Annotated in this window: 19 protein-coding genes; 2 read left to right on the top strand and 17 right to left on the bottom strand. The window is 51.4% G+C overall.

The genetic code is table 11. The features are described from left to right. Nucleotides 1–14 precede the first annotated feature (14 nt). Complete coding sequence (locus DSM465_RS0113015; RefSeq protein ID WP_008878985.1) at nt 15–755, bottom strand: alpha/beta fold hydrolase; 741 nt, start codon at nt 753–755, stop codon at nt 15–17. Nucleotides 756–889: 134 nt separating this feature from the next. Here DSM465_RS0113015 and DSM465_RS0113010 point away from each other — a divergent pair, with 134 nt between their 5' ends. Continuing rightward, nucleotides 890–1,075: a YjzD family protein gene (locus DSM465_RS0113010; RefSeq protein ID WP_008878986.1), complete on the top strand. Its 186-nt coding sequence runs from the start codon at nt 890–892 to the stop codon at nt 1,073–1,075. Between the two features lie 82 nt (nt 1,076–1,157). On the opposite strand, the gene DSM465_RS0113005 is transcribed toward DSM465_RS0113010, so the two are convergent. The 11 genes from DSM465_RS0113005 to argC form a co-directional block, all read right to left on the bottom strand. Further along, nucleotides 1,158–3,278 (bottom strand): MMPL family transporter, encoded by a 2,121-nt coding sequence (locus tag DSM465_RS0113005; protein ID WP_011886933.1) that lies wholly within the window; start codon nt 3,276–3,278, stop codon nt 1,158–1,160. Nucleotides 3,279–3,367: 89 nt separating this feature from the next. Then, a complete protein-coding gene (locus DSM465_RS0113000) occupies nt 3,368–3,940 on the bottom strand; it encodes a TetR/AcrR family transcriptional regulator (RefSeq protein WP_008878990.1) in 573 nt (190 codons plus the stop codon). A 177-nt stretch (nt 3,941–4,117) separates the two neighbouring features. Further along, nucleotides 4,118–6,703: an ATP-dependent chaperone ClpB gene (clpB, locus tag DSM465_RS0112995; RefSeq protein WP_011886932.1), complete on the bottom strand. Its 2,586-nt coding sequence runs from the start codon at nt 6,701–6,703 to the stop codon at nt 4,118–4,120. Between the two features lie 106 nt (nt 6,704–6,809). Continuing rightward, complete coding sequence (locus tag DSM465_RS0112990; protein WP_008878992.1) at nt 6,810–6,989, bottom strand: YjzC family protein; 180 nt, start codon at nt 6,987–6,989, stop codon at nt 6,810–6,812. Nucleotides 6,990–7,202: 213 nt separating this feature from the next. After that, a complete protein-coding gene (gene argF, locus DSM465_RS0112985) occupies nt 7,203–8,141 on the bottom strand; it encodes an ornithine carbamoyltransferase (protein WP_029761524.1) in 939 nt (312 codons plus the stop codon). Beyond that, the gene (locus tag DSM465_RS0112980) at nt 8,138–11,266 is read right to left on the bottom strand and encodes a carbamoyl phosphate synthase large subunit (RefSeq protein WP_011886931.1); all 3,129 of its coding nucleotides are present in this window, start codon (nt 11,264–11,266) and stop codon (nt 8,138–8,140) included. Before DSM465_RS0112980 ends, argF begins: the two co-directional genes overlap by 4 nt. Then, complete coding sequence (locus DSM465_RS0112975) at nt 11,259–12,323, bottom strand: carbamoyl phosphate synthase small subunit (RefSeq protein ID WP_008878995.1); 1,065 nt, start codon at nt 12,321–12,323, stop codon at nt 11,259–11,261. The genes DSM465_RS0112980 and DSM465_RS0112975 overlap by 8 nt, the downstream gene beginning before the upstream one ends. 92 nt (nt 12,324–12,415) lie before the next feature. Next, a complete protein-coding gene (locus DSM465_RS0112970; RefSeq protein WP_008878996.1) occupies nt 12,416–13,576 on the bottom strand; it encodes an acetylornithine transaminase in 1,161 nt (386 codons plus the stop codon). Then, nucleotides 13,573–14,349: an acetylglutamate kinase gene (argB, locus tag DSM465_RS0112965; RefSeq protein WP_008878997.1), complete on the bottom strand. Its 777-nt coding sequence runs from the start codon at nt 14,347–14,349 to the stop codon at nt 13,573–13,575. Before argB ends, DSM465_RS0112970 begins: the two co-directional genes overlap by 4 nt. 12 nt (nt 14,350–14,361) lie before the next feature. Continuing rightward, nucleotides 14,362–15,594 (bottom strand): bifunctional ornithine acetyltransferase/N-acetylglutamate synthase, encoded by a 1,233-nt coding sequence (gene argJ, locus DSM465_RS0112960; RefSeq protein ID WP_029761523.1) that lies wholly within the window; start codon nt 15,592–15,594, stop codon nt 14,362–14,364. A gap of 25 nt (nt 15,595–15,619) precedes the next feature. Further along, on the bottom strand, nt 15,620–16,654 hold the full coding sequence (gene argC / locus DSM465_RS0112955) for an N-acetyl-gamma-glutamyl-phosphate reductase (protein ID WP_008878999.1): 1,035 nt from the start codon (nt 16,652–16,654) through the stop codon (nt 15,620–15,622). Between the two features lie 317 nt (nt 16,655–16,971). On the opposite strand from argC, the gene DSM465_RS0112945 reads away from it, so the two are divergent. Further along, nucleotides 16,972–17,655: a Crp/Fnr family transcriptional regulator gene (locus tag DSM465_RS0112945; RefSeq protein ID WP_008879001.1), complete on the top strand. Its 684-nt coding sequence runs from the start codon at nt 16,972–16,974 to the stop codon at nt 17,653–17,655. Between the two features lie 450 nt (nt 17,656–18,105). Here the strand turns inward: DSM465_RS0112945 and DSM465_RS0112935 are convergent, their stop codons facing one another. From DSM465_RS0112935 to DSM465_RS0112915, 5 genes are read right to left on the bottom strand one after another with little or no spacing between them, the layout of a single operon-like run. After that, nucleotides 18,106–18,834 carry a YwiC-like family protein gene (locus DSM465_RS0112935; protein WP_029761521.1) on the bottom strand — a complete coding sequence of 243 codons (729 nt, stop codon included), beginning with the start codon at nt 18,832–18,834 and terminating at the stop codon, nt 18,106–18,108. A 5-nt stretch (nt 18,835–18,839) separates the two neighbouring features. Next, nucleotides 18,840–19,070: a molybdopterin converting factor subunit 1 gene (gene moaD, locus DSM465_RS0112930; RefSeq protein ID WP_008879004.1), complete on the bottom strand. Its 231-nt coding sequence runs from the start codon at nt 19,068–19,070 to the stop codon at nt 18,840–18,842. After that, a complete protein-coding gene (locus DSM465_RS0112925; RefSeq protein ID WP_008879005.1) occupies nt 19,067–19,534 on the bottom strand; it encodes a molybdenum cofactor biosynthesis protein MoaE in 468 nt (155 codons plus the stop codon). The genes moaD and DSM465_RS0112925 overlap by 4 nt, the downstream gene beginning before the upstream one ends. Further along, nucleotides 19,531–20,031, bottom strand: a complete 501-nt coding sequence (gene mobB, locus DSM465_RS0112920) for a molybdopterin-guanine dinucleotide biosynthesis protein B (RefSeq protein ID WP_008879006.1) — start codon at nt 20,029–20,031, stop codon at nt 19,531–19,533. The genes DSM465_RS0112925 and mobB overlap by 4 nt, the downstream gene beginning before the upstream one ends. Continuing rightward, nucleotides 20,028–21,287, bottom strand: coding sequence for a molybdopterin molybdotransferase MoeA (locus tag DSM465_RS0112915; RefSeq protein ID WP_011886926.1), 1,260 nt, complete (start codon nt 21,285–21,287; stop codon nt 20,028–20,030). The genes mobB and DSM465_RS0112915 overlap by 4 nt, the downstream gene beginning before the upstream one ends. Between the last annotated feature and the right edge of the window lie 46 nt (nt 21,288–21,333).

Genomic DNA, 21,333 nt, shown 5'->3' with positions numbered 1-21,333 from the left:
TCTGCCTTCGTTGTTTACGGGAGCTCATTGTACTGGCGAAAAAATTGTCCGATTTGCGCTGCCAGCTGGCGCCGCCTTTCCAGTAAATGATAAACGACGCGCACTCGATCGTTCATCGTTTTCATCCATTGTTCGTATTTGCGGCTGTGCAGTGCGGACGGATATTCGCTCACACCGGCGAGCTGCCAAATCGTCACCGGAACATCATGAGGGCTGAGAAAAAGGGACGGAACAGCCTCCGGCACCTCTTCTTCCTTCATGCCATAGGCAAGCGCGATTTCTTTCACCATCCGTCGATACATCAACGAATGTTCCTGCGCATAGCTGAGCTGCGCACGTACATCAAGGCAAGGGTTGATCATGGCGACGGCGCGGATTTGCCTTGGCATGGCGCCAAGCAGCTGCGAGGCGACAAGTGCGCCCATTCCTTCGGCAACGATATAAATGCGCTTGTTGACAATTTCGCTTTTCAGTACTGAGTAGATAAGCTGACGCGCCAGCCGGACTGCTTTTGGGCTTCCCCAATGCCGGCCGTACAAATGAGAGTAAAACACCGTATACCCACGTTCAAGCCACTCCTCCAGCCACTGGCGCCGCCCCGGATGCTCGAGCCAAAAACTCGTCTGTTCGTTCACGAAATGATCGCCGTCCCCCATTAAAAAAAGGGCAAACCCGTTCGGGCGCTCCGGCACGTGAACGATGCACCATTGCCCATCAAGTTGGAAAAACCGTTGTTGTCCTGCCATCGTTTCCATTCACCCTTGTTTGGCGATACATAATTGTACAGTATACGATATGCCCGACGAAAAAAAACGTCCGGGTATATGCCTAAATGAACAAATTGTGATAAGATAAGGGAAGAAATGATGCGAAGATAGGAGGAAACAAGATGCGCCTGTTTTGGACATTTTTCTGGACGTTTTTGCTCGTGCAAATGGCGACCTATGTTATGGGCTCGATGCAAGGCATTAGCTATGATTTTACGACCGGCGCGATCATCAGTGTCGTCGCTACGATTTTGATCGTTGTAGTAGCAGCCTTGATTCCGGACGAGCCAGCCGGGCACCATCATTAATCTAGAAAACCTTTGATCAATAACAACGCCTTGGAGCTGTTAAAACTCCAAGGCGTTGTTTTTATGTCCGTTCTTTTGTACATTATTCGTTGCCCGTTTGAACGTTTCGCTGCCGTCCGTTCTCTATCCAGACAATAAGCCCGGGCAGCAGCATCCCGCGAATAAGAAACGTATCAAGTAAAATACCGATGGCCACGAGGAAACCGAACACAAACAACAGTTGTACAGGCTGAGTCATCAACACGGCAAACGTCGCCGCCAAAATGAGGCCAGCGGAAGAAATGACGCCGCCAGTATGGGCTACCGCTCGTTCGACCGCCCCGTTGACGGAATGAGTTCTCCACTCTTCTTGGAAGCGCGACACGAGTATAATATTGTAGTCAATACCAAGCGCCACTAAAAACACAAACGCATAAATCGGCACACGGTCGCTGACAGTTTTGATATCAAACAACAAATCCGTCAACCAAATGCCAAGACCAAGTGCCGCCGCGAACGAAACGAGAATCGTTCCGATCATATACAGCGATCGTTTTACGGACTTTGTCAACCCAATGAGCAGAAGGAAAATAAGAAGTGTCTCCAACGTGACAATGACAACCATATCGCGGTTGTTTACGACCCGCTCATCCACTTTCGCTGCCGTCTCTCCGGCGAAATAAAGTCGTCCATCAAGCCCGCTTTGTTTGATGATCGTTTCCTTCCGATCGATGATCCGTTCTAACGCATCAATCGTTTTGACATCGTATGGGTTTTCCCGAAATGTAAGTGTAAACGAGACCACACGTCCATCATCCGCTGTGCCGGCCGGACGCACCTCACTGACAAGCGGCTGTTTCTCGAGTTGTTCCTGCAACTCTTTCATTTGTTGTGGCGTCAAGGCATTTTTCCCCTCAAACAAGACCGTTGTTGGCGCCAACTCTCCTTTAGCAAAATGCTTCTCGAGCAATTCGTATCCTTGGCGCGACGGCATATCTTCCGGGAATGATTTGATTAGATCATACTCATAGCGCAATGCTGACGTATGAGCAGCCATCACCACAAGGAGCAAGCTGATGAGAGCCACGGTCAGACGCGGCTTGCGAACGACAAACCGACCAACTTTTTCCCAAAATGTCCGCATTCCTTTCTCTTTGGCATCACCGACACGCGGAATGTTCGGCCAAAACGCTTTACGTCCGAACAACGTGAACAAAGCCGGGATCAGCGTGACCGAAGCAATCATGATGATGGCCATCGTGAGAGCAAACGTCGGGGCAAAATTTCGATAATCCCCTAGCTTGGCGAAAAACAACACGAGCATCGCTGCCAATACGGTGCCCCCTGAAAACAGGACAGGCAGCCCGGTCTCGCGCATCGCCTGCTTCATCGCCTCCCACTTGTTCTCGTACCGTTTCAGCTCCTCCCGGTAGCGGGAAAAGATAAACAATGAGTAATCCGTAATCGCAGCGAACAGCAAAATGGACATAATCGAAACCGTTTGGTTGGAGATGACAAGTCCTCCTCGCCCTAACAGCCCGAGCAGCTGCACGACTACTTCATACACAAACGCAGCGACAACAAGCGGAATGAGCGCCAATAGTGGTGAGCGGTAAATGATGATCAGCAGCACTAGAATCAGTCCAACTGTTGAGAGCATGAGCACAACATCGGCGCGCGAAAACAATTCCAGCGTATCCGCCGCGATGCCAGCCGGACCAGTAATATAAAGCTTTACATCGCTTTCGCTATGGACGAGTTTCTGAATATCGTCATTGATCGTGCGAATTTCTTTCGATTCCAATGAAGACTGATAAATCGCTGGAACAACCGCGATTTTCCCATCTTCAGCAAAAAACCGTGCTGCGGCTTGCGGTGGGAGGGAAGCAATTGGAACAAGCTGTTCAAGTGCTTCTTGGTGGTTTTTCTCAATATCGGCCAACAAGCGCTGCAATTCTTCTGTTGAAATCGGCTCGTCATCAGAACGAAAAACAAAAATCGCAGGGATGCCGTCGCTATTCGCAAAGTATTGATCGATTTTCTTTTGCGCCACCATCGACTGTACATCTTCCGGCAGTGATTCAATGCTCGATACTTCATAATCTTTTACACTCGGCGCCGCAACGGCCAACACAACAGTGACAATAAACCATACGACTAGTGTCCACCACATTCCTTTTTTCGTCGTTACCCGGTCTGTCACCGTCTGCAACCATCGATTCATTACTCATCCTCCATTTCGTTTGATCAACAAAAGTGACAAACTTGTCACTTTAAATACAACTTAATGATAATGGGAAAGTGACATAACTGTCAATTTCTATTCATGACCCCGTACATAATGATCTCCCTAATGCTTTCCACCCATTCAGCAAGAGAGATGCCGGGAAAATGAGGAACAGAGACTGACTGAAAAATATAACCAAGAATTACTTGGTTCGGAAGGTGCGGCTTTATTTTCCCTTCCTGTTTTCCCCGTTTGATTAAATGTTCTAGCTCTTCATACATTCTCTTGTGAAACTGGGCGAGACGCTGTTTATTTTCCTGCACTTTTGGATGGTTTTCTGGAATTCGTTTTCCAATCGAAATCATTTCATGAAGATCATTATGATATAAGATGAAATCGAGCAGAAAACGAAATTGCTCATCAAAGGTAGGATACACATGTATATGTTCTAATTTTATGAACACTTCTTCCATTTCATTTACCATATATGTAGTAATCAATTCCTCTTTGTTCTCAAAATATTTATAAATTGCACTCCGCGCCACTCCAAGCCGTTCAGCCAGCAAGCCAAACGTAAATCCTTCATATCCGTGTTCAAGGAGAAGTTGTTTCGTTTGGGCAAACAGCTCATTCAGCGAAATTTTTCGTTCCCGCGCCAACCAAGCACTCTCCTTTCTTTTTTCTTTTCATTATACCCTTGACGATCGGTGAAAGAAAAGAAAGGTGCCCCGAACACTATATCGGGACACCTTTTGGACCGCCGCACCATTTTTCGTTGCCGTCAAAAGAAACCATCTCTCCCGTCAGTGATATAGCCCCTTCGCCTAAAAACGTTTTTACGCGGACGGACGGATCACAAGCTGGCCGTTTTCGACATCGACCGTGACAGTGCTGTAATCTTTCACCCGCCCGGCGATCAACTCTTTGGCAAGCGGGGTTTCAATCTGCTTTTGCATAAACCGCTTCAAGGGGCGGGCGCCGTATACCGGATCAAAGCCGGCTTCGGCGATATGCTGTTTCGCTTCTTCCGTCAGCACGAGCTCAATATGCCGATCGGCCAAACGACGCGACAATTCGCGGGCAAACTTAGCGACGATGCCTTTGACCTCATTCGTTGACAGCGGCTTAAACAAGACGACATCATCGATCCGGTTTAAAAACTCGGGGCGGAAATGGGCGCGCAGTTGATCAAGCACCTGTTTCCGTGTCTCTTCTTCGATTTCGCCGTTGCGGCTTTCTAATAAGAGCGGCGAGCCGATGTTAGACGTCATAATGACGACCGTGTTTTTAAAATCGACGGTCCGTCCTTGCGAGTCAGTGAGCCGTCCATCATCCAACAGCTGTAGCAAAAGATTAAACACGTCCGGGTGCGCTTTTTCGATTTCATCAAGCAGCAAAACGGAATATGGCTTGCGCCGCACCGCCTCTGTCAGCTGACCGCCTTCCTCGTAGCCGACATAACCAGGCGGCGCCCCGATCAGGCGGGAAACGGCATGCTTTTCCATATACTCGGACATGTCAAGACGAATTAGCTGCTCTTCGCTGTCAAACAGCGCTTCGGCGAGCGTTTTGGCGAGCTCTGTTTTGCCGACACCGGTCGGGCCGAGAAAAAGAAACGAACCGATCGGGCGATTCGGGTCTTTAATGCCCGCTCTCGCCCGCAAGACGGCATCAGCGACAAGTTCGACCGCCTCGTCTTGGCCGATGACCCGCTCGTGCAGCAATTCATGGAGACGGAGCAGCTTCTCTCTTTCCCCTTCCACAAGGCGGGTGAGTGGAATGCCGGTCCAACGTGAAACAATTTCGGCGATTTCTTCTTCCGTCACTTCCTCGCGCAACAGCTTTCCTTCTCCTTGGCCGCTTGCTTCCTGCTCGAGCTGCTTCAGTTGTTTCTCAAGCTGCGGGATGCGTCCATGGCGCAATTCGGCCGCTTTGTTTAAATCGTAGTCGTTTTCTGCTTCTTCAAGCTCGCGCTTGGCCCGTTCGAGCTCCTCGCGCACGCGGCGGACACGATCGAGCGTCTCTTTTTCTTGTTGCCATTTTGCTTTCATGGCATTCGCTCTCTCGCGCAAGTTAGCAAGTTCATTTTGCAGCGCCTCAAGCCGTGTCCGACTTGCCTCATCTGTTTCTTTGCTTAAGGCAGCCTCTTCGATTTCAAGCTGCATGACGCGGCGCATCACCTCATCGAGCTCGGACGGCATCGATTCCATTTCCGTGCGGATCGTTGCGCACGCTTCATCGACCAAATCAATCGCTTTATCAGGCAAAAAGCGGTCGGAAATGTAACGGTCAGACAATACTGCGGCCGCGACGAGCGCACGGTCGTGAATTTTCACGCCATGGTGCACTTCGTACCGTTCTTTTAATCCACGCAAAATCGAAATCGTATCTTCAACGCTCGGCTCTTCGACGAGCACTTGCTGGAAACGGCGCTCGAGCGCTGGGTCTTTTTCAATATATTGTCGATATTCATCCAGCGTCGTTGCCCCGATGCAGCGCAGTTCGCCGCGGGCGAGCATCGGCTTCAACATATTGCCGGCGTCGATCGCCCCTTCTGCCTTACCGGCACCAACAATCGTATGTAGCTCATCAATAAACAAAATGATACGGCCATCGCTTTTTTTGATTTCGTTCAGTACCGCCTTCAGCCGCTCCTCAAATTCGCCGCGAAACTTCGCCCCGGCAACAAGCGCGCTCATATCAAGCGCGAAAATCGTTTTGTCTTTCAGCCCTTCCGGAACGTCTTTGCGGACGATGCGCTGGGCGAGCCCTTCAACAATGGCCGTTTTCCCAACGCCCGGTTCGCCGATCAGCACTGGATTGTTTTTCGTTTTCCGTGACAAAATGCGAATCACGCGACGAATTTCACTGTCACGGCCAATCACCGGGTCGATTTTTCCCGCCTTCACTTCGGCGACTAAATCGCGCCCATATTTTGTCAACGCCTCATACGTCGCTTCCGGATGCGGACTTGTCACGCGTTGATTCCCCCTTACTTTTGTCAATGCTGTCAACAGCGCTTCACGTGTCAACCCAAACGACGCCAGACGCCGGGCGATATGCTCAGCACCGGACGGCAAAGCGAGCAGCACATGCTCAACCGACACGTATTCATCTTGCATTCGTTTCGCTTCGGCTTCTGCTTCGTCAAGCAGCCGCGCCAACGCCGGGGCAATGTATAGCTGCCCCTCCGTCCCGTGCACTTCCGGCTTATGACGAAGCTGCTCGTTTAGAAAACCGACTACCTTGTTCCGATCGGCACCGGAAAGCTCCAACAGCCGCGGCGCCAAGCCACCTTCTTGTTCAAGCAGCGCGCTCAGAAGATGCTCAACATCAAGCTGTTGATGATGGCGTTCTTTGGCGAGCGACTGCGCCGCCATGAGCGCTTCTTGCAGTTTTTCTGTCAAACGGCTTGCGTCCATGCCGTTCCCTCCATTTGACCTTCTTTGACTATAAATCATTATAGCGGATTGCACGGCGCACGGCAAATCAAAAGCCACTCCAAAACGGAATGGCTTTTTTCGCACATTAAGGTTTGCGCAAATATGTCCAATGCCGGTTATGATTCGACGTTTCCGGGAACGTATCGCCGGCTTTTAGTTTCAGCTTTTTCGGATTTTTTACATTGTCACCTGTTTCGCCGATTTCAATGTAAACACCGTTGTTCGGCGCTTTATCCCCAGGTTTAAAATGGCGCGGTTGGCCCATTTGTTTCATCCCCCTTGCTTCGATTGCATTTGTTATCATTCCCCGTTGCGCCACGATTCATAAGAAGGAAAATGATGGCTTGTTAGCCGGGAGACAGCAAGCACAGTGGGTTGCTTCGCCTGTAATCGTTCCATTACCTCCGAAAATCATCAGTTGCGCCGCCCCGAATAAAAAAGATGTCTCGCCACACTTGGCAGGACATCGTTCTTTCCATTATAAAACCGACACTAAAATCGCTTTTTGTGCGTGAAGGCGATTGCCAGCCTGTTCAAAGACCATCGAATTCGGACCGTCCATGACACCGGCCGTCACTTCCTCGCCGCGATGGGCTGGTAAGCAATGCAAAAATATATAGTCCGGTTTCGCTGCTTTAACGAGCGCTTCATTTACTTGATATGGCTGAAATACTTGCAGCCGCTCATCGCTCTCACTCTCCTGTCCCATGCTCGTCCAGACGTCCGTATAAATCGCATCCGCTCCCGCCACCGCCTCGAGCGGGTCGTGCGTCACTGTGACCGTCGCGCCTGTTTTTTCCCCGATTTGGCGCGCCGCTTCTACATAAGCTGCCTTCGGCTCATAACCCGGTGGACAAGCGATGGCCACATCCATGCCGACTTTCGCCGCAGCCGCCAAGAGTGCGTTGGCAACATTGTTGCCATCCCCGACATAAGCGAGCTTGACACCTTGGAACGTTTTCTTCACTTCATAAATCGTCAGCAAATCCGCCAGTGCCTGGCACGGATGATCGTCGTCCGTCAAGCCATTGATGACCGGAATCGATGCGTATTCGGCCAACTCTTCGACTTTTTGGTGGGCAAATGTCCGGATCATAATGACATCGACGTATTGCGACAGGACGCGAGCCGTATCGGCGATCGTTTCACCGCGACCGAGCTGCAAGTCGTTGCTGTTTAAATAAAGCGCACTGCCGCCAAGTTGAATCATGCCGACTTCAAACGATACGCGCGTGCGCGTCGATGGTTTTTCAAAAATCATCGCCATCGTTTTGCCGGCAAGCGGCGTATACGGCATGCCGGCTTTTTGCTTTGCTTTTAGGTCGCCTGCTAACGCCAGCAATTCAAAAATCTCTTCTGTAGAAAAATCAAGAAGCGTTAAAAAGTCTCTCCCTTTTAATGACATCACTGTATTCATGCGATCACCGCCTGTTCTGCCTGTTTTTTCTTTTTAATCCAACCGCTGATCGGCTGTACATCGAGCTGACCTACAGTGAGCGCCTGTAAAAAGAGATCGAGCGTTTCACGCTCCGTGAAGACGAGTAATTGTTGGGACAACGCAGCCATCCGTTTCGGCGCCTCGCCTTCCTCCTTGCGCAAGTCGATCACTGCCAGCGCTCCGTCGCGTTTCACCCAGTCGGCAAATGAAACATCCGTAACGATATTCAGCTGTTTCGTTTCAATCTCCGCCGCCAGCTCCGCGTCGATGTCGCCGATAACATATAGCTCATTCGCATTCGCTTTCTTTTGCAAATAGGCATAAAACGCCTTGTACGCTGCTTCTTCTTTCGTCATGGCAATGCTGATGCCTTCTCCGGTTGACTTCATCTCCGGCCCAACCGTTGGGTCAACTCCTGGCAGCTTGTAAGTTGAAAAGACCGGATATTTCAAGACGACGTATGGCATAACCGTCAATCCGCTCATTTTTCCGCCTGGAATGTCGACAAGTGATTTCCCAAGCAATAACTTTGTCGCAATTTGCGCAAGCGGCACGCCAGTCGTTTTACTGACGATCGGCACTGTCCGGCTGGCGCGTGGATTCACTTCAAGCACATATACGTTTCCGTCAGCAATAACGTATTGAATATTCATGATTCCTTTAAAACCAAGCTTTTTGGCGATCCGCCTCGCATAGTCGACGATGTTGGCTCTTTCTTCCTCGGTGAGCGTCTGCGCCGGCAGCCAAGCGTAGCTGTCACCGGAATGAACGCCGGCTTTTTCGACATGTTCGATAATCGTCGGAAGCAAAATGTCCGTCCCGTCTGTCACGATATCCGCTTCCGCCTCTTTTCCGTCCAAATACGCATCGATCAAAATCGGGTATGTCAACTCACCTTGTTCGATCAATGCGGCGAGCTGCGCCTCGCTCCGGATGATAAACATGCCGCGGCCGCCGATCACATAAGATGGACGAAGCAGCACCGGGTAACCGATCTCCGCCGCTTTGGCTACGAGCTCTTCAGCATCGTTCGCCATCAGACCGGGCACATGCGGAATGTCGAGCTCTTCAAGCAGCTGGTAAAAGCGGTCGCGATCTTCAAGCTGATCGATGATATCGTAGGTGACACCAAGCAGCCGTACCCCTGCTTCTTCGAGTCCTTTCACTAAATTGATCGCCGTCTGACCGCCGAATTGAACGATCACATGTTGGATTTGTTCCGCTTCAATGACATCGAGGACACTCTCTAATGTCAACGGCTCAAAATACAAGCGGTCAGCAATGGCAAAGTCGGTCGACACCGTTTCCGGGTTGTTGTTGATCATGATCGTCTCATAGCCTTCCTTTTGCAAAGCGAACACGCTATGGACGGAGCTGTAATCGAACTCAATCCCTTGGCCAATACGAATCGGCCCCGCGCCGATGATCAGCACTTTTTCTTTGCCACTTGCTTGTTTTCGCTCATCTTCGCCGAAATACGCGGAATAATAATAATCCGTTTCCGAATGGAACTCGGCTGCGCACGTATCGACCATTTTGTATGACGGCACGATGCCAAGTTCTTTCCGCTTGTTGCGCACCTCAAGCTCGGTTACGCTCCACGTTTCGGCCAAAAAAGCATCGCTTGCCCCTTTTTCTTTTAAGAAACGGAACATCGTTTCATCGATCGTATCGAGCGTAACGGCTGCCGCCTGCTTTTCGAGCGCAACGAGCCGTTCAAATGTACAAAGGAAGAAACGGTCAATTTTCGTCCACTCATGAATGGTTTCGACCGTCACACCGCGACGAAGCAGTTCCAAAATGGCGAAAAAGCGGCGGTCGTCTTTATTGACGAGCAGCTGTTTTAGTTCGTCATTCGTTTTTGCCGAAAGTTCCGACAAAAACAATCCATTATTTTTGCCCTCAAGCGACTGAACCGCTTTTTGGAACGCCCGTTCCATATTGCGATCGATCGCCATTACTTCTCCGGTGGCTTTCATCTGCGTGCCGAGCTTCCGATCGGCATGCGGAAACTTGTCAAACGGCAGGCGCGGAAACTTGACAACGACATAATCCAATGCGGGCTCAAAACTGGCGTACGTTGTTTTCGTCACCGGGTTGATGAGCTCGGCGAGCGTATAGCCAACAGCCAGCTTGGCTGCGATGCGAGCAATTGGGTAGCCGGTCGCTTTTGACGCAAGCGCCGACGAACGGCTGACGCGCGGATTCACCTCGATTAAGTAATATTGTTTGCTATTTGGATCAAGGGCGAACTGAATGTTGCAGCCGCCGATGATACCTAACGCTGAAATGATTTTCACTGCTGACGAGCGGAGCATTTGGTACTCTTCGTCCGTCAGCGTCTGCGACGGCGCGACGACGATCGAGTCGCCCGTATGGACACCGACCGGATCGACGTTTTCCATATTGCAAACCGTAATGCACGTATTTGACTGATCTCGCATCACTTCATATTCAATTTCTTTAAATCCAGCGACGCTCCGCTCAATTAAACATTGCCGGATCGGGCTTTCCGCTAGCCCTTTTTCTACCAATGCAATAAACTGCTTCATATTCTCTGCGATGCCGCCGCCCGTCCCGCCGAGCGTATACGCGGGACGAATAATGATCGGAAAACCGATTTGTTCAGCAAACGCGACCGCTTCTTTGACGTTTGTCACAATTTCGCTTTCCGGCACTGGTTCGCCAAGCTCATGCATCAACGCGCGGAACGCTTCGCGGTCTTCTCCGCGCTTGATCGCTTCAATCGGTGTTCCGAGCAGTCTCACCCCGTATTTTTCGAGCACCCCGGCTTCATACAGTTGAAACGCCAAGTTGAGCCCGGTCTGGCCTCCAAACGTCGCCAGCAGCCCGTCCGGACGCTCTTTGGCGATGATCGCTTCGATCGCGTCGACGGTGAGCGGCTCAAAATACACAGCATCAGCATGGACGTCATCGGTCATGATCGTCGCCGGATTGTTGTTCACTAAAATGACACGGTATCCTTCTTCCTTTAAGGCGATGCATGCCTGCGTCCCAGAATAGTCAAACTCAGCGGCCTGGCCGATGACGATCGGCCCCGACCCAATCAGGAGAATCGACTGAAGCGAGGAATCTTTAGGCATATACTTTCTCTCCCTTTGCGACGGTTTGCAAAAATTCATCGAAAATATAGCCGGTATCTTGCGGCCCCGGATGAGCTTCCGGATGATACTGCACCGACAAAATTGGTTTATCGCGATGGATCATGCCTTCCACTGAGCCATCGTTGATGTTGATGAAACGAATGGCAAACGGCTTGCCCTCAAGGCTTTTCTCTTTGACGACATAACTATGGTTTTGCGACGTGATCATCACTTTTTGTTTTACAGCATCCCACACTGGCTGGTTGGCGCCGCGGTGCCCGAAGCGAAGCTTTTCCGTATCCGCCCCGTACGCCAAGGCAACAAGCTGATGGCCGAGGCAAATGGCTAAAGTTGGATACCGGTCGATAAGCTGGCGAATGGCTGGAAGCCGAACGCTTAGCTGTTTCGGATCTCCGGGGCCGTTTGAGAGGACAAGGCCATCCGGTTTAAGCGCATCGATCGCTTCCGGCGCCGTATCGTGCGGCACGACGGTTACTTGGCAGCCGCGTGATACGAGCGACTGTAAAATCGATTTTTTATAACCGAAATCGATTAGCACGATATGCGGTCCGCCTTGGCCGTACGTCTCCATCTTTTTCGTCGACACGGCGCACACAGGAAATGTTGTCTCTTCATCCATCACCGCTGGGATGGGCGACGAGCTTAGTTCTGCCATCATCGTTCCTTCCATGCGAATTTCTTTGACAAGGGCGCGCGTATCAACGTGAGTGAGCAGCGGAATGTTCCAGTGCCGCAAATATTCAGCCAAGCTGTATTTCACTCCATAATGAAACCCTTCGTTGCTCGCCTCATAGACGACGGCCGCTGCCACATGCGGGCGTTTGCTTTCAAAATCTTCATCATTGATGCCGTAATTGCCGATCAGTGGGTACGTAAAGACGATGATTTGATTTTTATACGACGGGTCGGTCAGCACTTCCTGATACCCAGTCATACCGGTAAAAAAAACGATCTCCCCGCTCACCTTTTTTTCAAGCGGGGTGGCAAGCTTACCGCTGAACGTTTTTCCACTGGCCAGATGCAAATACGCTTTCATTAGCGCCACCTCATCGTTTAATTTTTATAACCGTTAGAGAATTTTTATGCAAAAACAAGAATAAAAATGAAGCCGTCAACTGCCTGATTTGATTACAAGACAGCCGAGGCGTTGGCATTCTTCAATGTTGCCGTTAAAATATCCACTGCTTGATCGATTTCGTCTTTCGTCACGACAAGCGGTGGCAACAGTCGGATCACCTTCGGTCCGGCCGGCAAAACGAGCAAGCGGCTTTCATGAATCAAAGGCAACAGTGGAGCGATTTCCGTTTGACATTCCACCCCAACAAGCAGTCCGAGTCCGCGCACATCCTTGACAATTTCAAGCGGGGAGAGCGCCTCGTTTAACCGCCCAAGCAAGTAGCTTCCTTTTTCTTGAACCTCTTGTAAAAATGCCGAATCGAACACGACTTCAAGTGTCGCCTTGGCGGCGGCCATCGCGATCGGGTTGCCGCCAAACGTCGACCCGTGCACTCCAGGGCCGAATGAATCTTTTAAAAACGCCTTGCCGATCATTGCACCGACCGGAATGCCACTGCCCAGTCCTTTGGCGACCGTCATAATATCCGGCTCAATGCCAAAATGTTGATACGCAAACGGCTTCCCGGTCCGACCGATGCCGGTTTGTACTTCGTCAATGATCAAGAGCGCACCGTATTTTTGACATAGCTCGGCAGCTGTTTGCAAAAACACTGGATCAATCGGGCGGACACCACCTTCTCCTTGAACGATCTCGAGCATCACTGCCGCGATCTCATCGTTCATCGCTTTCTCGAGCGCGCTCGCATCGTTAAACGGCAAGTGTATAAATTCCGGCAATAATGGACCAAATCCGCTATGCACTTTCTCTTGCCCGGTCGCGGCCATCGTCGCAAACGTTCGGCCGTGAAACGACTGATGAAATGTGATGACTTTATGCCTTCCCGTATGTTTGCGTGCCAGCTTCAACGCCGCTTCGTTCGCCTCGGCTCCGCTGTTGCAGAAAAAGACGTAATTGCCGGCGCTGTGGGCAACAAGCTGGGAGGCGACTTCTTCTTGAATCGGAATCGTAAACAAGTTTGATACGTGCCAATATTGGTTCAGCTGCTCTTCAATTGCTTTCTTGACGTGCGGATGACGATGGCCGAGGTTACAAACAGCAATGCCAGACACGAAATCGAGATATTGTTTTCCATTGACATCAGTCACAACCGTCCCTTCTGCCGATTGAACAGAAATTTTCCAACGGTTGTAGGTTGGAAACAGTGCGCTCATAAATATGCCCCCACTTCTTTACGGATTGTTGTCCCGTGCCATGTTCCTTGCTCATAAAACGGCGTTTTGCCGCTGACAATCATCACTTTCGGCAACGCATCGGATAAGGCGGAGAGCGCCGCTTTCACTTTCGGGATCATCCCGCCGGTGATGACACCGTCTTTGAGCAGCTGCTCGACCGTTTCCGCTGTTGCTTCCCCGATGAGCGTCCCGTCTTGCAAAAGGCCGGGCACGTTCGTCACAAACGCGAGCTGATTGGCGCCGATGGCTGCCGCGATCGCCCCTGCTGCCGTGTCCGCATTAATGTTGTACGTTTGTCCGCTCCGACCAACGCCAAGCGGTGAAATGACCGGTATGTAGTTTGCGGCAAGTAGCGTTTGCAGCAAATCGACGCGAACAGCTGTGACGCGACCGACGTAGCCAAGCTTAATCCCGTCAATCGGTTCCGCTTCAAGCAGCCCTCCGTCTACCCCTGAAATGCCCACTGCCGGTAAACCGTGCTGTTTGAACATCGTGACGAGCTGCTTGTTCACTTTACCGGACAGCACCATTTCCACAACGGCAAGCACCTCTTTCGTCGTTTTGCGCAAACCATTGACAAATTCGCTTCGCACGTTCAACTGTTTCAGCATCTTTCCAATCTCCGGCCCGCCACCGTGGACGATGACGACATTCATCCCTTGTTCGCGCATCGTTTTCACGCTGGCAAAAAAAGCGGGAGATAGCTCATCAAGCACGCTGCCGCCGCATTTGATCACGACCGTGTTCTCCATTTTCCTCTCCCCTTATGTCCGGTAACTAGCGTTAATTTTCACGTAATCATATGTTAAGTCGCAGCCCCATGCAATGCCAAAGCCCTCACCTAAATGAAGGTCGACATCAATGACGATCATGTCGTTTTGCAAGTAGGCGACCGCTTCCTCTTCCGAAAAAGGCTGCGGCTCGCTCCCTTTTAACATCACGATCGGCCCGATGGCAACATCGACATTTGCAGGATCAACATCAGCATCAGCATAACCGATCGCGCCGATGATCCGCCCCCAATTGGCATCCGCACCGTAGACAGCTGTTTTTACCAAATTGGACCCGACGATTTGCTTAGCGATTTTTTTCGCCTCATCATCCGTTTTCGCTCCGTGAACGCGCACTTCAATGAGCTTCGTTGCCCCTTCGCCGTCTTTGGCAATTTGTTTCGCCAAATCTTCGCACGTTTTCCGCAGCGCTTCGTAAAAGTTTTCCCAGTCCGGGTGGTCCGGCGTCAGCTCATCGTTTCCGGCCAAACCGCTCGCCATGACAACAACCATATCGTTCGTCGACGTATCGCCGTCGACTGTAATTTGGTTAAACGAGACATCGGTAATCGAACGCAGCGCCGCCTGCAGCACTGGCGACGAAATGTTGGCGTCGGTCGTAATGAACGCGAGCATCGTCGCCATGTTCGGGTGAATCATCCCCGATCCTTTCGCTGCCCCACCAACGATAACCGTTTTGCCATCGACCTTCGTTTCATAGCACGCGTGTTTCATCACCGTATCGGTCGTTAAAATCGCTGTTTGAAATGCTTCAGCGTTCGCTATCGTCGCTCCGGGAGCGAGCTTTTCGATGCCGGCACGGATTTTTTCCATCGGCAAGTGTTCACCGATCACACCGGTCGATGCTACCGCCACATAGTGCGGAGCGAAGCCAAACTGTTTCGCACATAAGTCGCGCATCTCATACGCATCGCGAAGCCCCTGTTCACCGGTGCAGGCGTTCGCGCACGAGCTGTTGACGATAACCGCCCGCAATTTTTGCTCAACCGCAAGGCTTGCTTGCGTCACTTTCAGCGGTGCAGCTTGAAAATGGCTTTGTGTATACACAGCGGCAGCCGAAGCTGGCACGTCGCAAACGATCACCCCTATATCTTTTTTGGAATGATGCAACCCGGCATGCACCCCAGCCGCCTGAAACCCTTTCGGCGTGACGACCGTTCCACCAGCAAGCGCCGTCACTTGCGCCGTTTGTTTCGTTACCGTCATCGTTTCGTTCCCCCTTCCCTCACGCTCACGGATAAGTCGGCAGGAAGCATAGGCCCTCGACCTCATCCCATCCCATCATCAGATTGAAATTTTGCACTGCCTGCCCAGCAGCGCCTTTCATTAAGTTATCGATCACTGACACGACCGTCACCCGTCCTGTCCGCTCATCATAAGCGAGGCCAATATCGCAATAGTTGGAGCCGTACACTTCTTTCGTCGCCGGGAACTGTCCTGGCTGGCGAATGCGGACAAACGATGCATCTTCATAACTTGTTTTATATAAATCTATTAAGTCGTTCAGCGAAAACGGCTGCTTCACCTTCGCGTATATCGTCGACATAATGCCCCTTGTCATTGGAATCAAGTGGGTGCTGAACGTAATCGGCTTCATCGCTCCGTTCCACGTTCCAAGCATTTGCTCAATTTCTGGAATATGTTGGTGGGCATTCACTTTATAAATTTTCACGTTTTCGTTTACTTCCGAAAAATGCGTCCCAAGCCCGGCTTTTCGCCCCGCACCGGATACACCCGACTTGGCGTCAACGATAATCGAGTCCTCTTCAATGAGTCTTTCTTTTACAAGCGGTGCTAAACCAAGCAACGTCGCCGTCGGATAACAGCCTGGATTCGATAGAAGCTCGGCCTCGCGCACCGCATCCCGGTTCCACTCTGTCAATCCGTACACCGCCCGCTTTAAATACGCAGCCGGCGCCGCCTCACGCCCGTACCATCGCTCGTATACCGCTCCATCCTTCAAGCGAAAATCTCCCGACAAATCAATCACTTTCACTCCGCGGTCAACAAGCGCTGGCGCCCACTCTCCCGATACTCCGGGCGGCGTAGCGAAAAAAACCGCGTCATACTTGGCAAGCGCTTCGATATCAAGTTTATGCAATACCGCCCCGTCAACCGCCCCGACGTGCGGGAAGCTTTCCGATAAATGCACCCCATCTTGTGACGACGAGTAGACGTCACAGCGATCAACGTGCGGGTGAGCTTGCAACAGGCGGAACAGCTCTGCACCGCTGTATCCTGTCGCCCCAATAATCGCCACCTTCATCCCGTCCACCTACCTGTATGCTTCATGTAGTTCTCATTATAATACTGCATAAAAATAAAATCAAATGTATATTTAATAATTTTTGAAGATTTTTTCTCTCCTTTGTTCGCTAAACGGTGAAACAATGAAAACAGAAGCAATCGCGAAATCATACTTTTCCATCTATGCTCTTTCTCCGCTCAGACGCCCAATTTGTCACAAACGGTTCCGAGAATGTTCAACAATTTTTCAATCTTTCCACTGTCCTTATATTGACTTCCCTTTTTCTTACTGTAAAATTTTTTATAACGGTATATGATATAGAAGGTTGTGATGGGATGGAACATGTATCTGTAGAACTGCGGGAGTTACTTTCGGCGATTTACCGCACGATTCCGGTCAAAAAAGGAATGTACTTGTTCCAAGAAGGGGAAAAAGCAGATGAGCTTTACTATATTCAATCAGGCAAAATTCAAATTAGCAAAACGAACATGGATGGACAGGAGCTGACGTTGCGCATTTGCAGCCAAGGGGATTTGATCGGCGAACTGACGCTCTTTTGTCCCGGCGCCCGCTATATGCTGACGGCGAAAGCGCTCGAAGACAGCGTCGTTTCCGCTATTCCGCGCGAGGTGATTGAAAAAGAGCTCTCTGACAATCCGAAGTTGGCGATCGAGTTTATGAAATGGATGAGCCTCCACTTCCGCAAAACACAGACGAAATTCCGCGATCTCATTTTGCACGGCAAAAAAGGAGCGCTTTATTCGACGCTCATCCGTTTGTGCAACAGCTATGGCGTCATGAAGGAAGATGGCATTTTGATCGACATTCCGCTCACCAACCAAGAGCTCGCCAACTTTTGCGGCACCGCCCGCGAGGTTGTCAACCGCATGCTCGGTGACTTGCGGAAAAAAGGCGTCATCTCCGTGCAAAAAGGAAAAATTCGTGTCCACAACTTGCAATACTTGCGCGATGAAATTGCCTGCGAAGGCTGTCCACCCGAACTGTGCAGCATCGACTGATGAGCGGGAGACAGCTAACAATCAAGGACTGGCTCAAAAGAACATCTCCTCCCTAACAAAACGTGACTAGAGAATCGCGAAGTCGTTCGTAGTGAGAAAGGGTGTCTCATCGCTTTTGAGACACCCTCTTTATCATGCATTTATTTCATGATGTTTGATTTTTTCCTAATCGAACAATCCTTTGAACAAACGCCCATCGTACCGCCTCAATTGCTCATGTTTTGAATGACTTCTAAGATTTTTCCCGATGCCCTTTTTTCATATATATCCAACTCAACTCTATCATCCTCTTTGATCCATTCGTATCTTCTTACCTGTTCTTTTACTGAAAAAATGATTGTTCTCACCCAATCAATGACCAGACAAGACAAAGCGTGCTGAGAGTTGCGTCTCTTAACGAAAAGAAAAACCTCCAAATGGTCGTTGCTGTCTCTCATTTGGGGAGCTCACTCAAGAATAGAGAACGATCATCGCGATGAAAAAGTATGCCGCGTTGGCGATTTCCAAGATTCCTAGTTTCATGATCGGCAGCGCTTTGCCGTATAAGTATACAGCACGGACGACGCTCGGCGCGTAAGCCAAAACGGCAAACGTCTCGCCGGTGGCGATCAAACCGGCAACCAACAAGGCGTGATAGCCCCATGACAGCCATTTGTACCGCTCGTTTTTCTTTTCGCGAATCATCGTTTTGACATAGAACGTGCTGCCGATGAAAAAGAGGAAGGAAAACACAGCCAATTCGAACGCTTCTAACGTCAACTCCCCACGCCCAACATAAAAGGCACCTAGGCCACCGATACAAAACGCCCCGATGGCCGCGACATCATTCCAGAAAGCGCGTTCGTTCTTTTTCCGGCTATAATAGGTGTTTACTAGGAAAAACGGAATCATCGCCAATCCGAAGAAAACAAGGGCCGGCCGTTGCCAAAGGGAAACGGCAAGCGCCGGCGCCGCGATGGCGCCATAGCGAATGGCGGCGGGTACGTACGGCTCTTTTCGTTTCGTTTTGACTGCCATCAACAGCGGGTATGTCGCCAAATAGAGCGCAAGCCAAGCAATAAACAACGGCACGTGAATCCACGAAACCCCACCGGCGTAGGCGCCGAGCCAAAACGGGATGATGAGCATCGCCCAAGCGCCATGTTGTTTTGGCATCACCCATTTGCTTTTGTTCACCATCGCTCTCACCCCCCGCTCACTGGTGGAATAAAGGCAACCGTGTCGCCCGTTTGAAGCGGTGCATCATCGTGCGCATACTCCTCATTGACCGCTGTCATGACACGCTCAAGCGATAAGCTGTAACGCGCTTCCACTTCTTCTTTCAGCTTCCCTACCGTTTCTGGGACGTGCGGCCATGTTACTTGCCGCTCGCCAACTTGTTCACCCAAATGGGCAAAAAACAAGAGACGGATCATGGTTCATTCACCTCCGGTTTTCCGGACGGATATGCTTTTGTTTCCAGTTGATCGCCAATCCATGCGCTGCCATCTTCCCATTGTTCTTTTTTCCAAATCGGCACAATTTGTTTGATCCGTTCGATAGCGTAGCGGTTCGCTTCATACGCTTCCGCACGATGCGGCGAGGAAACCGCGATGACGACGGCGATGTCGCCGATTTCGAGGCGTCCGATCCGGTGGGTAATCGCTGTTTTCGTTCCCGGCCATTTTTCCGCAATTTCCGCCCCGATTTGCGCCAGCATTTTCTCTGCCATCGACACGTACGCTTCGTATTGTAAAAAGAGCGTCCGCTTGCCGTTCGTCCATTCGCGCACCGTGCCGGCAAACACAGCAACAGCTCCCGCTTCCGGACGCATCACTTTTTTCATCACAGCCTCGACCGAAATCGGCTCGGACGTGATGGAAAATAACGATTCGGTCATGTCCGCATTCTCACCTCATTCATTAACCATGGGATATATCGGGCATCATCAGCCATCGAAAACACCGGGTGCGGCAACGGTCGAGAGAGCGGTTCCCAAGCGATGACGGCGCGGATGTTGGCGAGGTGCTGAAGCGACGCCCAATCTTCCTCGGAGCGCACAAGCACCACTTTCGGATGCGGCGCCTGCTTATATCCTTCGACCAGCACGAGGTCCAGCCGAAGCGGAGCATAAAGCGCCAAAACATCATCCAACCGCCACAACGGTCGGCGGAGGTGCAGCTGCAACAGCCCGTCCCCTTCCACCGCTGTCACCACCGCCCCAGCCCGCTCATGACGGACGGAATCGACGCCTTCCGGCCGTGCAGGCTCGCCGCCATGGCCATGATGCTTCACCGTCCCGACGCGCCATCCTTCCCGGACAGCGGCCGCCACCCATTTTTCGACGAGCGTTGTCTTGCCCGTATGTTTATAGCCGACAACTTGCCAGACATTCATTCGCTCGATCCCTCGTCATCATCGAGCAGCCATACGTCCACTTCGTCATCCTTAGCGAACCCTCTCGTCCCGCCTGGCAGCACCATCAAGGCGTTGGCCGCCGCGAGCGAGGTGACGATGTTCGACTTATCCATGCCGACCGGTTTGACGATGAGTCGCCCATCGATCGCTTCGACACGGCTGCGCACGAAGCGGGTGAACGGATTCGGCTTTGGAAAATCGGCGCCAAGCGTCGCTTTCACTTTCTTCAAATACGGCTTGGTAGAAAATAAGCGCGTCCGCACGACCGGGCGGACAAACAGTTCATAGCCGACATAGCATGCCGATGGGTTGCCAGATAGCCCAAACAGCAGCTTGCCATTCCACTCGGCGACGGTCGTCACGCTTCCCGGGCGCATGGCGATTTTGTTAAACAAAACGTTCGCCTGAAGCCGCTCGTAAATGGCGGGCAAATAGTCGTAATCGCCGACCGAGACACCCCCGGTCGTAATGAGCATGTCCACTTGGTCGAGCGCCTCGCGCACGGCGTGAAAGCATGCATCAAGGTCATCGGCCAGCTGGCCAAAATAGATCAGCTCAGCGCCGCTTTTTAGCGCCTGTGCCTCAATCATGTAGGCGTTGCTGTTACGGATTTTCCCTGGAACGAGCGGTTCAGAGACATCAAGCAGCTCGCTGCCGGTCGCAAACAATCCGATCCGCGGTTTTTTCGCCACCTTCACTTCGGCATAGCCGAACGTCGCCAACAGCGCCGCCACTCCCGGATTGATGCGCGTTCCTTTTTTGACAAGCGGCGTCCCTTTTTTTGCGTCCTCCCCTTGAAACGAGATGTTGTCGCCTGGGCGGAACGGGCGCTTAATCGACATATACGTTTTTCCATCCCGTTCATACTGTTTGGTCAGCTCCAACATGACGACCGCATCGCATCCATTCGGAATTTGTGCCCCAGTCATTAGACGCACCGCTTGAAACGGACCGACCGTCTTGGTGGCGACTTGTCCGGCGCCGATTGCCTCAATCACCTCAAACTCTACTGGATGGTCCAGCCCCGCCTCTTGCGAATCAGCGGCGCGAATGGCAAATCCGTCATACGGGGAGCGGTCAAACGGCGGCACGTCATGGTCGGCGCACAAATCTTCCGCCAAATAGCGGCCATACGACTGCCGAAGCGGCACCGTTTCCTCTTCCCCCACCCCGGCATAGCACATCACCCGATTGATCGCTTCCGCTACGGGAATCGGGGTTCGTCTTTCGACCATGTCTCTCTCTCCTTTCGATCCTACGGCTGGCGGCAACGATATCATT

The sequence above is a fragment of the Geobacillus thermodenitrificans subsp. thermodenitrificans DSM 465 genome, from assembly GCF_000496575.1.
In the GTDB taxonomy this organism is placed as follows: domain Bacteria; phylum Bacillota; class Bacilli; order Bacillales; family Anoxybacillaceae; genus Geobacillus; species Geobacillus thermodenitrificans.
Note: the sequence above shows the minus strand (reverse complement) of the source record. Positions and strands in the feature narration are given on the sequence as shown.

Bases quoted from the DNA above. Each gene is read 5' to 3' on its own strand.
- DSM465_RS0113015 (WP_008878985.1), bottom strand. From the start codon at position 755: ATGGAAACGATGGCAGGACAACAACGGTTTTTCCAACTTGATGGGCAA.
- DSM465_RS0113010 (WP_008878986.1), top strand. From the start codon at position 890: ATGCGCCTGTTTTGGACATTTTTCTGGACGTTTTTGCTCGTGCAAATG.
- DSM465_RS0113005 (WP_011886933.1), bottom strand. From the start codon at position 3,278: ATGAATCGATGGTTGCAGACGGTGACAGACCGGGTAACGACGAAAAAA.
- clpB (WP_011886932.1), bottom strand. From the start codon at position 6,703: ATGGACGCAAGCCGTTTGACAGAAAAACTGCAAGAAGCGCTCATGGCG.
- DSM465_RS0112990 (WP_008878992.1), bottom strand. From the start codon at position 6,989: ATGGGCCAACCGCGCCATTTTAAACCTGGGGATAAAGCGCCGAACAAC.
- argF (WP_029761524.1), bottom strand. From the start codon at position 8,141: ATGAATACAGTGATGTCATTAAAAGGGAGAGACTTTTTAACGCTTCTT.
- DSM465_RS0112980 (WP_011886931.1), bottom strand. From the start codon at position 11,266: ATGCCTAAAGATTCCTCGCTTCAGTCGATTCTCCTGATTGGGTCGGGG.
- DSM465_RS0112975 (WP_008878995.1), bottom strand. From the start codon at position 12,323: ATGAAAGCGTATTTGCATCTGGCCAGTGGAAAAACGTTCAGCGGTAAG.
- DSM465_RS0112970 (WP_008878996.1), bottom strand. From the start codon at position 13,576: ATGAGCGCACTGTTTCCAACCTACAACCGTTGGAAAATTTCTGTTCAA.
- argB (WP_008878997.1), bottom strand. From the start codon at position 14,349: ATGGAGAACACGGTCGTGATCAAATGCGGCGGCAGCGTGCTTGATGAG.
- argJ (WP_029761523.1), bottom strand. From the start codon at position 15,594: ATGACGGTAACGAAACAAACGGCGCAAGTGACGGCGCTTGCTGGTGGA.
- argC (WP_008878999.1), bottom strand. From the start codon at position 16,654: ATGAAGGTGGCGATTATTGGGGCGACAGGATACAGCGGTGCAGAGCTG.
- DSM465_RS0112945 (WP_008879001.1), top strand. From the start codon at position 16,972: ATGGAACATGTATCTGTAGAACTGCGGGAGTTACTTTCGGCGATTTAC.
- DSM465_RS0112935 (WP_029761521.1), bottom strand. From the start codon at position 18,834: ATGGTGAACAAAAGCAAATGGGTGATGCCAAAACAACATGGCGCTTGG.
- moaD (WP_008879004.1), bottom strand. From the start codon at position 19,070: ATGATCCGTCTCTTGTTTTTTGCCCATTTGGGTGAACAAGTTGGCGAG.
- DSM465_RS0112925 (WP_008879005.1), bottom strand. From the start codon at position 19,534: ATGACCGAATCGTTATTTTCCATCACGTCCGAGCCGATTTCGGTCGAG.
- mobB (WP_008879006.1), bottom strand. From the start codon at position 20,031: ATGAATGTCTGGCAAGTTGTCGGCTATAAACATACGGGCAAGACAACG.
- DSM465_RS0112915 (WP_011886926.1), bottom strand. From the start codon at position 21,287: ATGGTCGAAAGACGAACCCCGATTCCCGTAGCGGAAGCGATCAATCGG.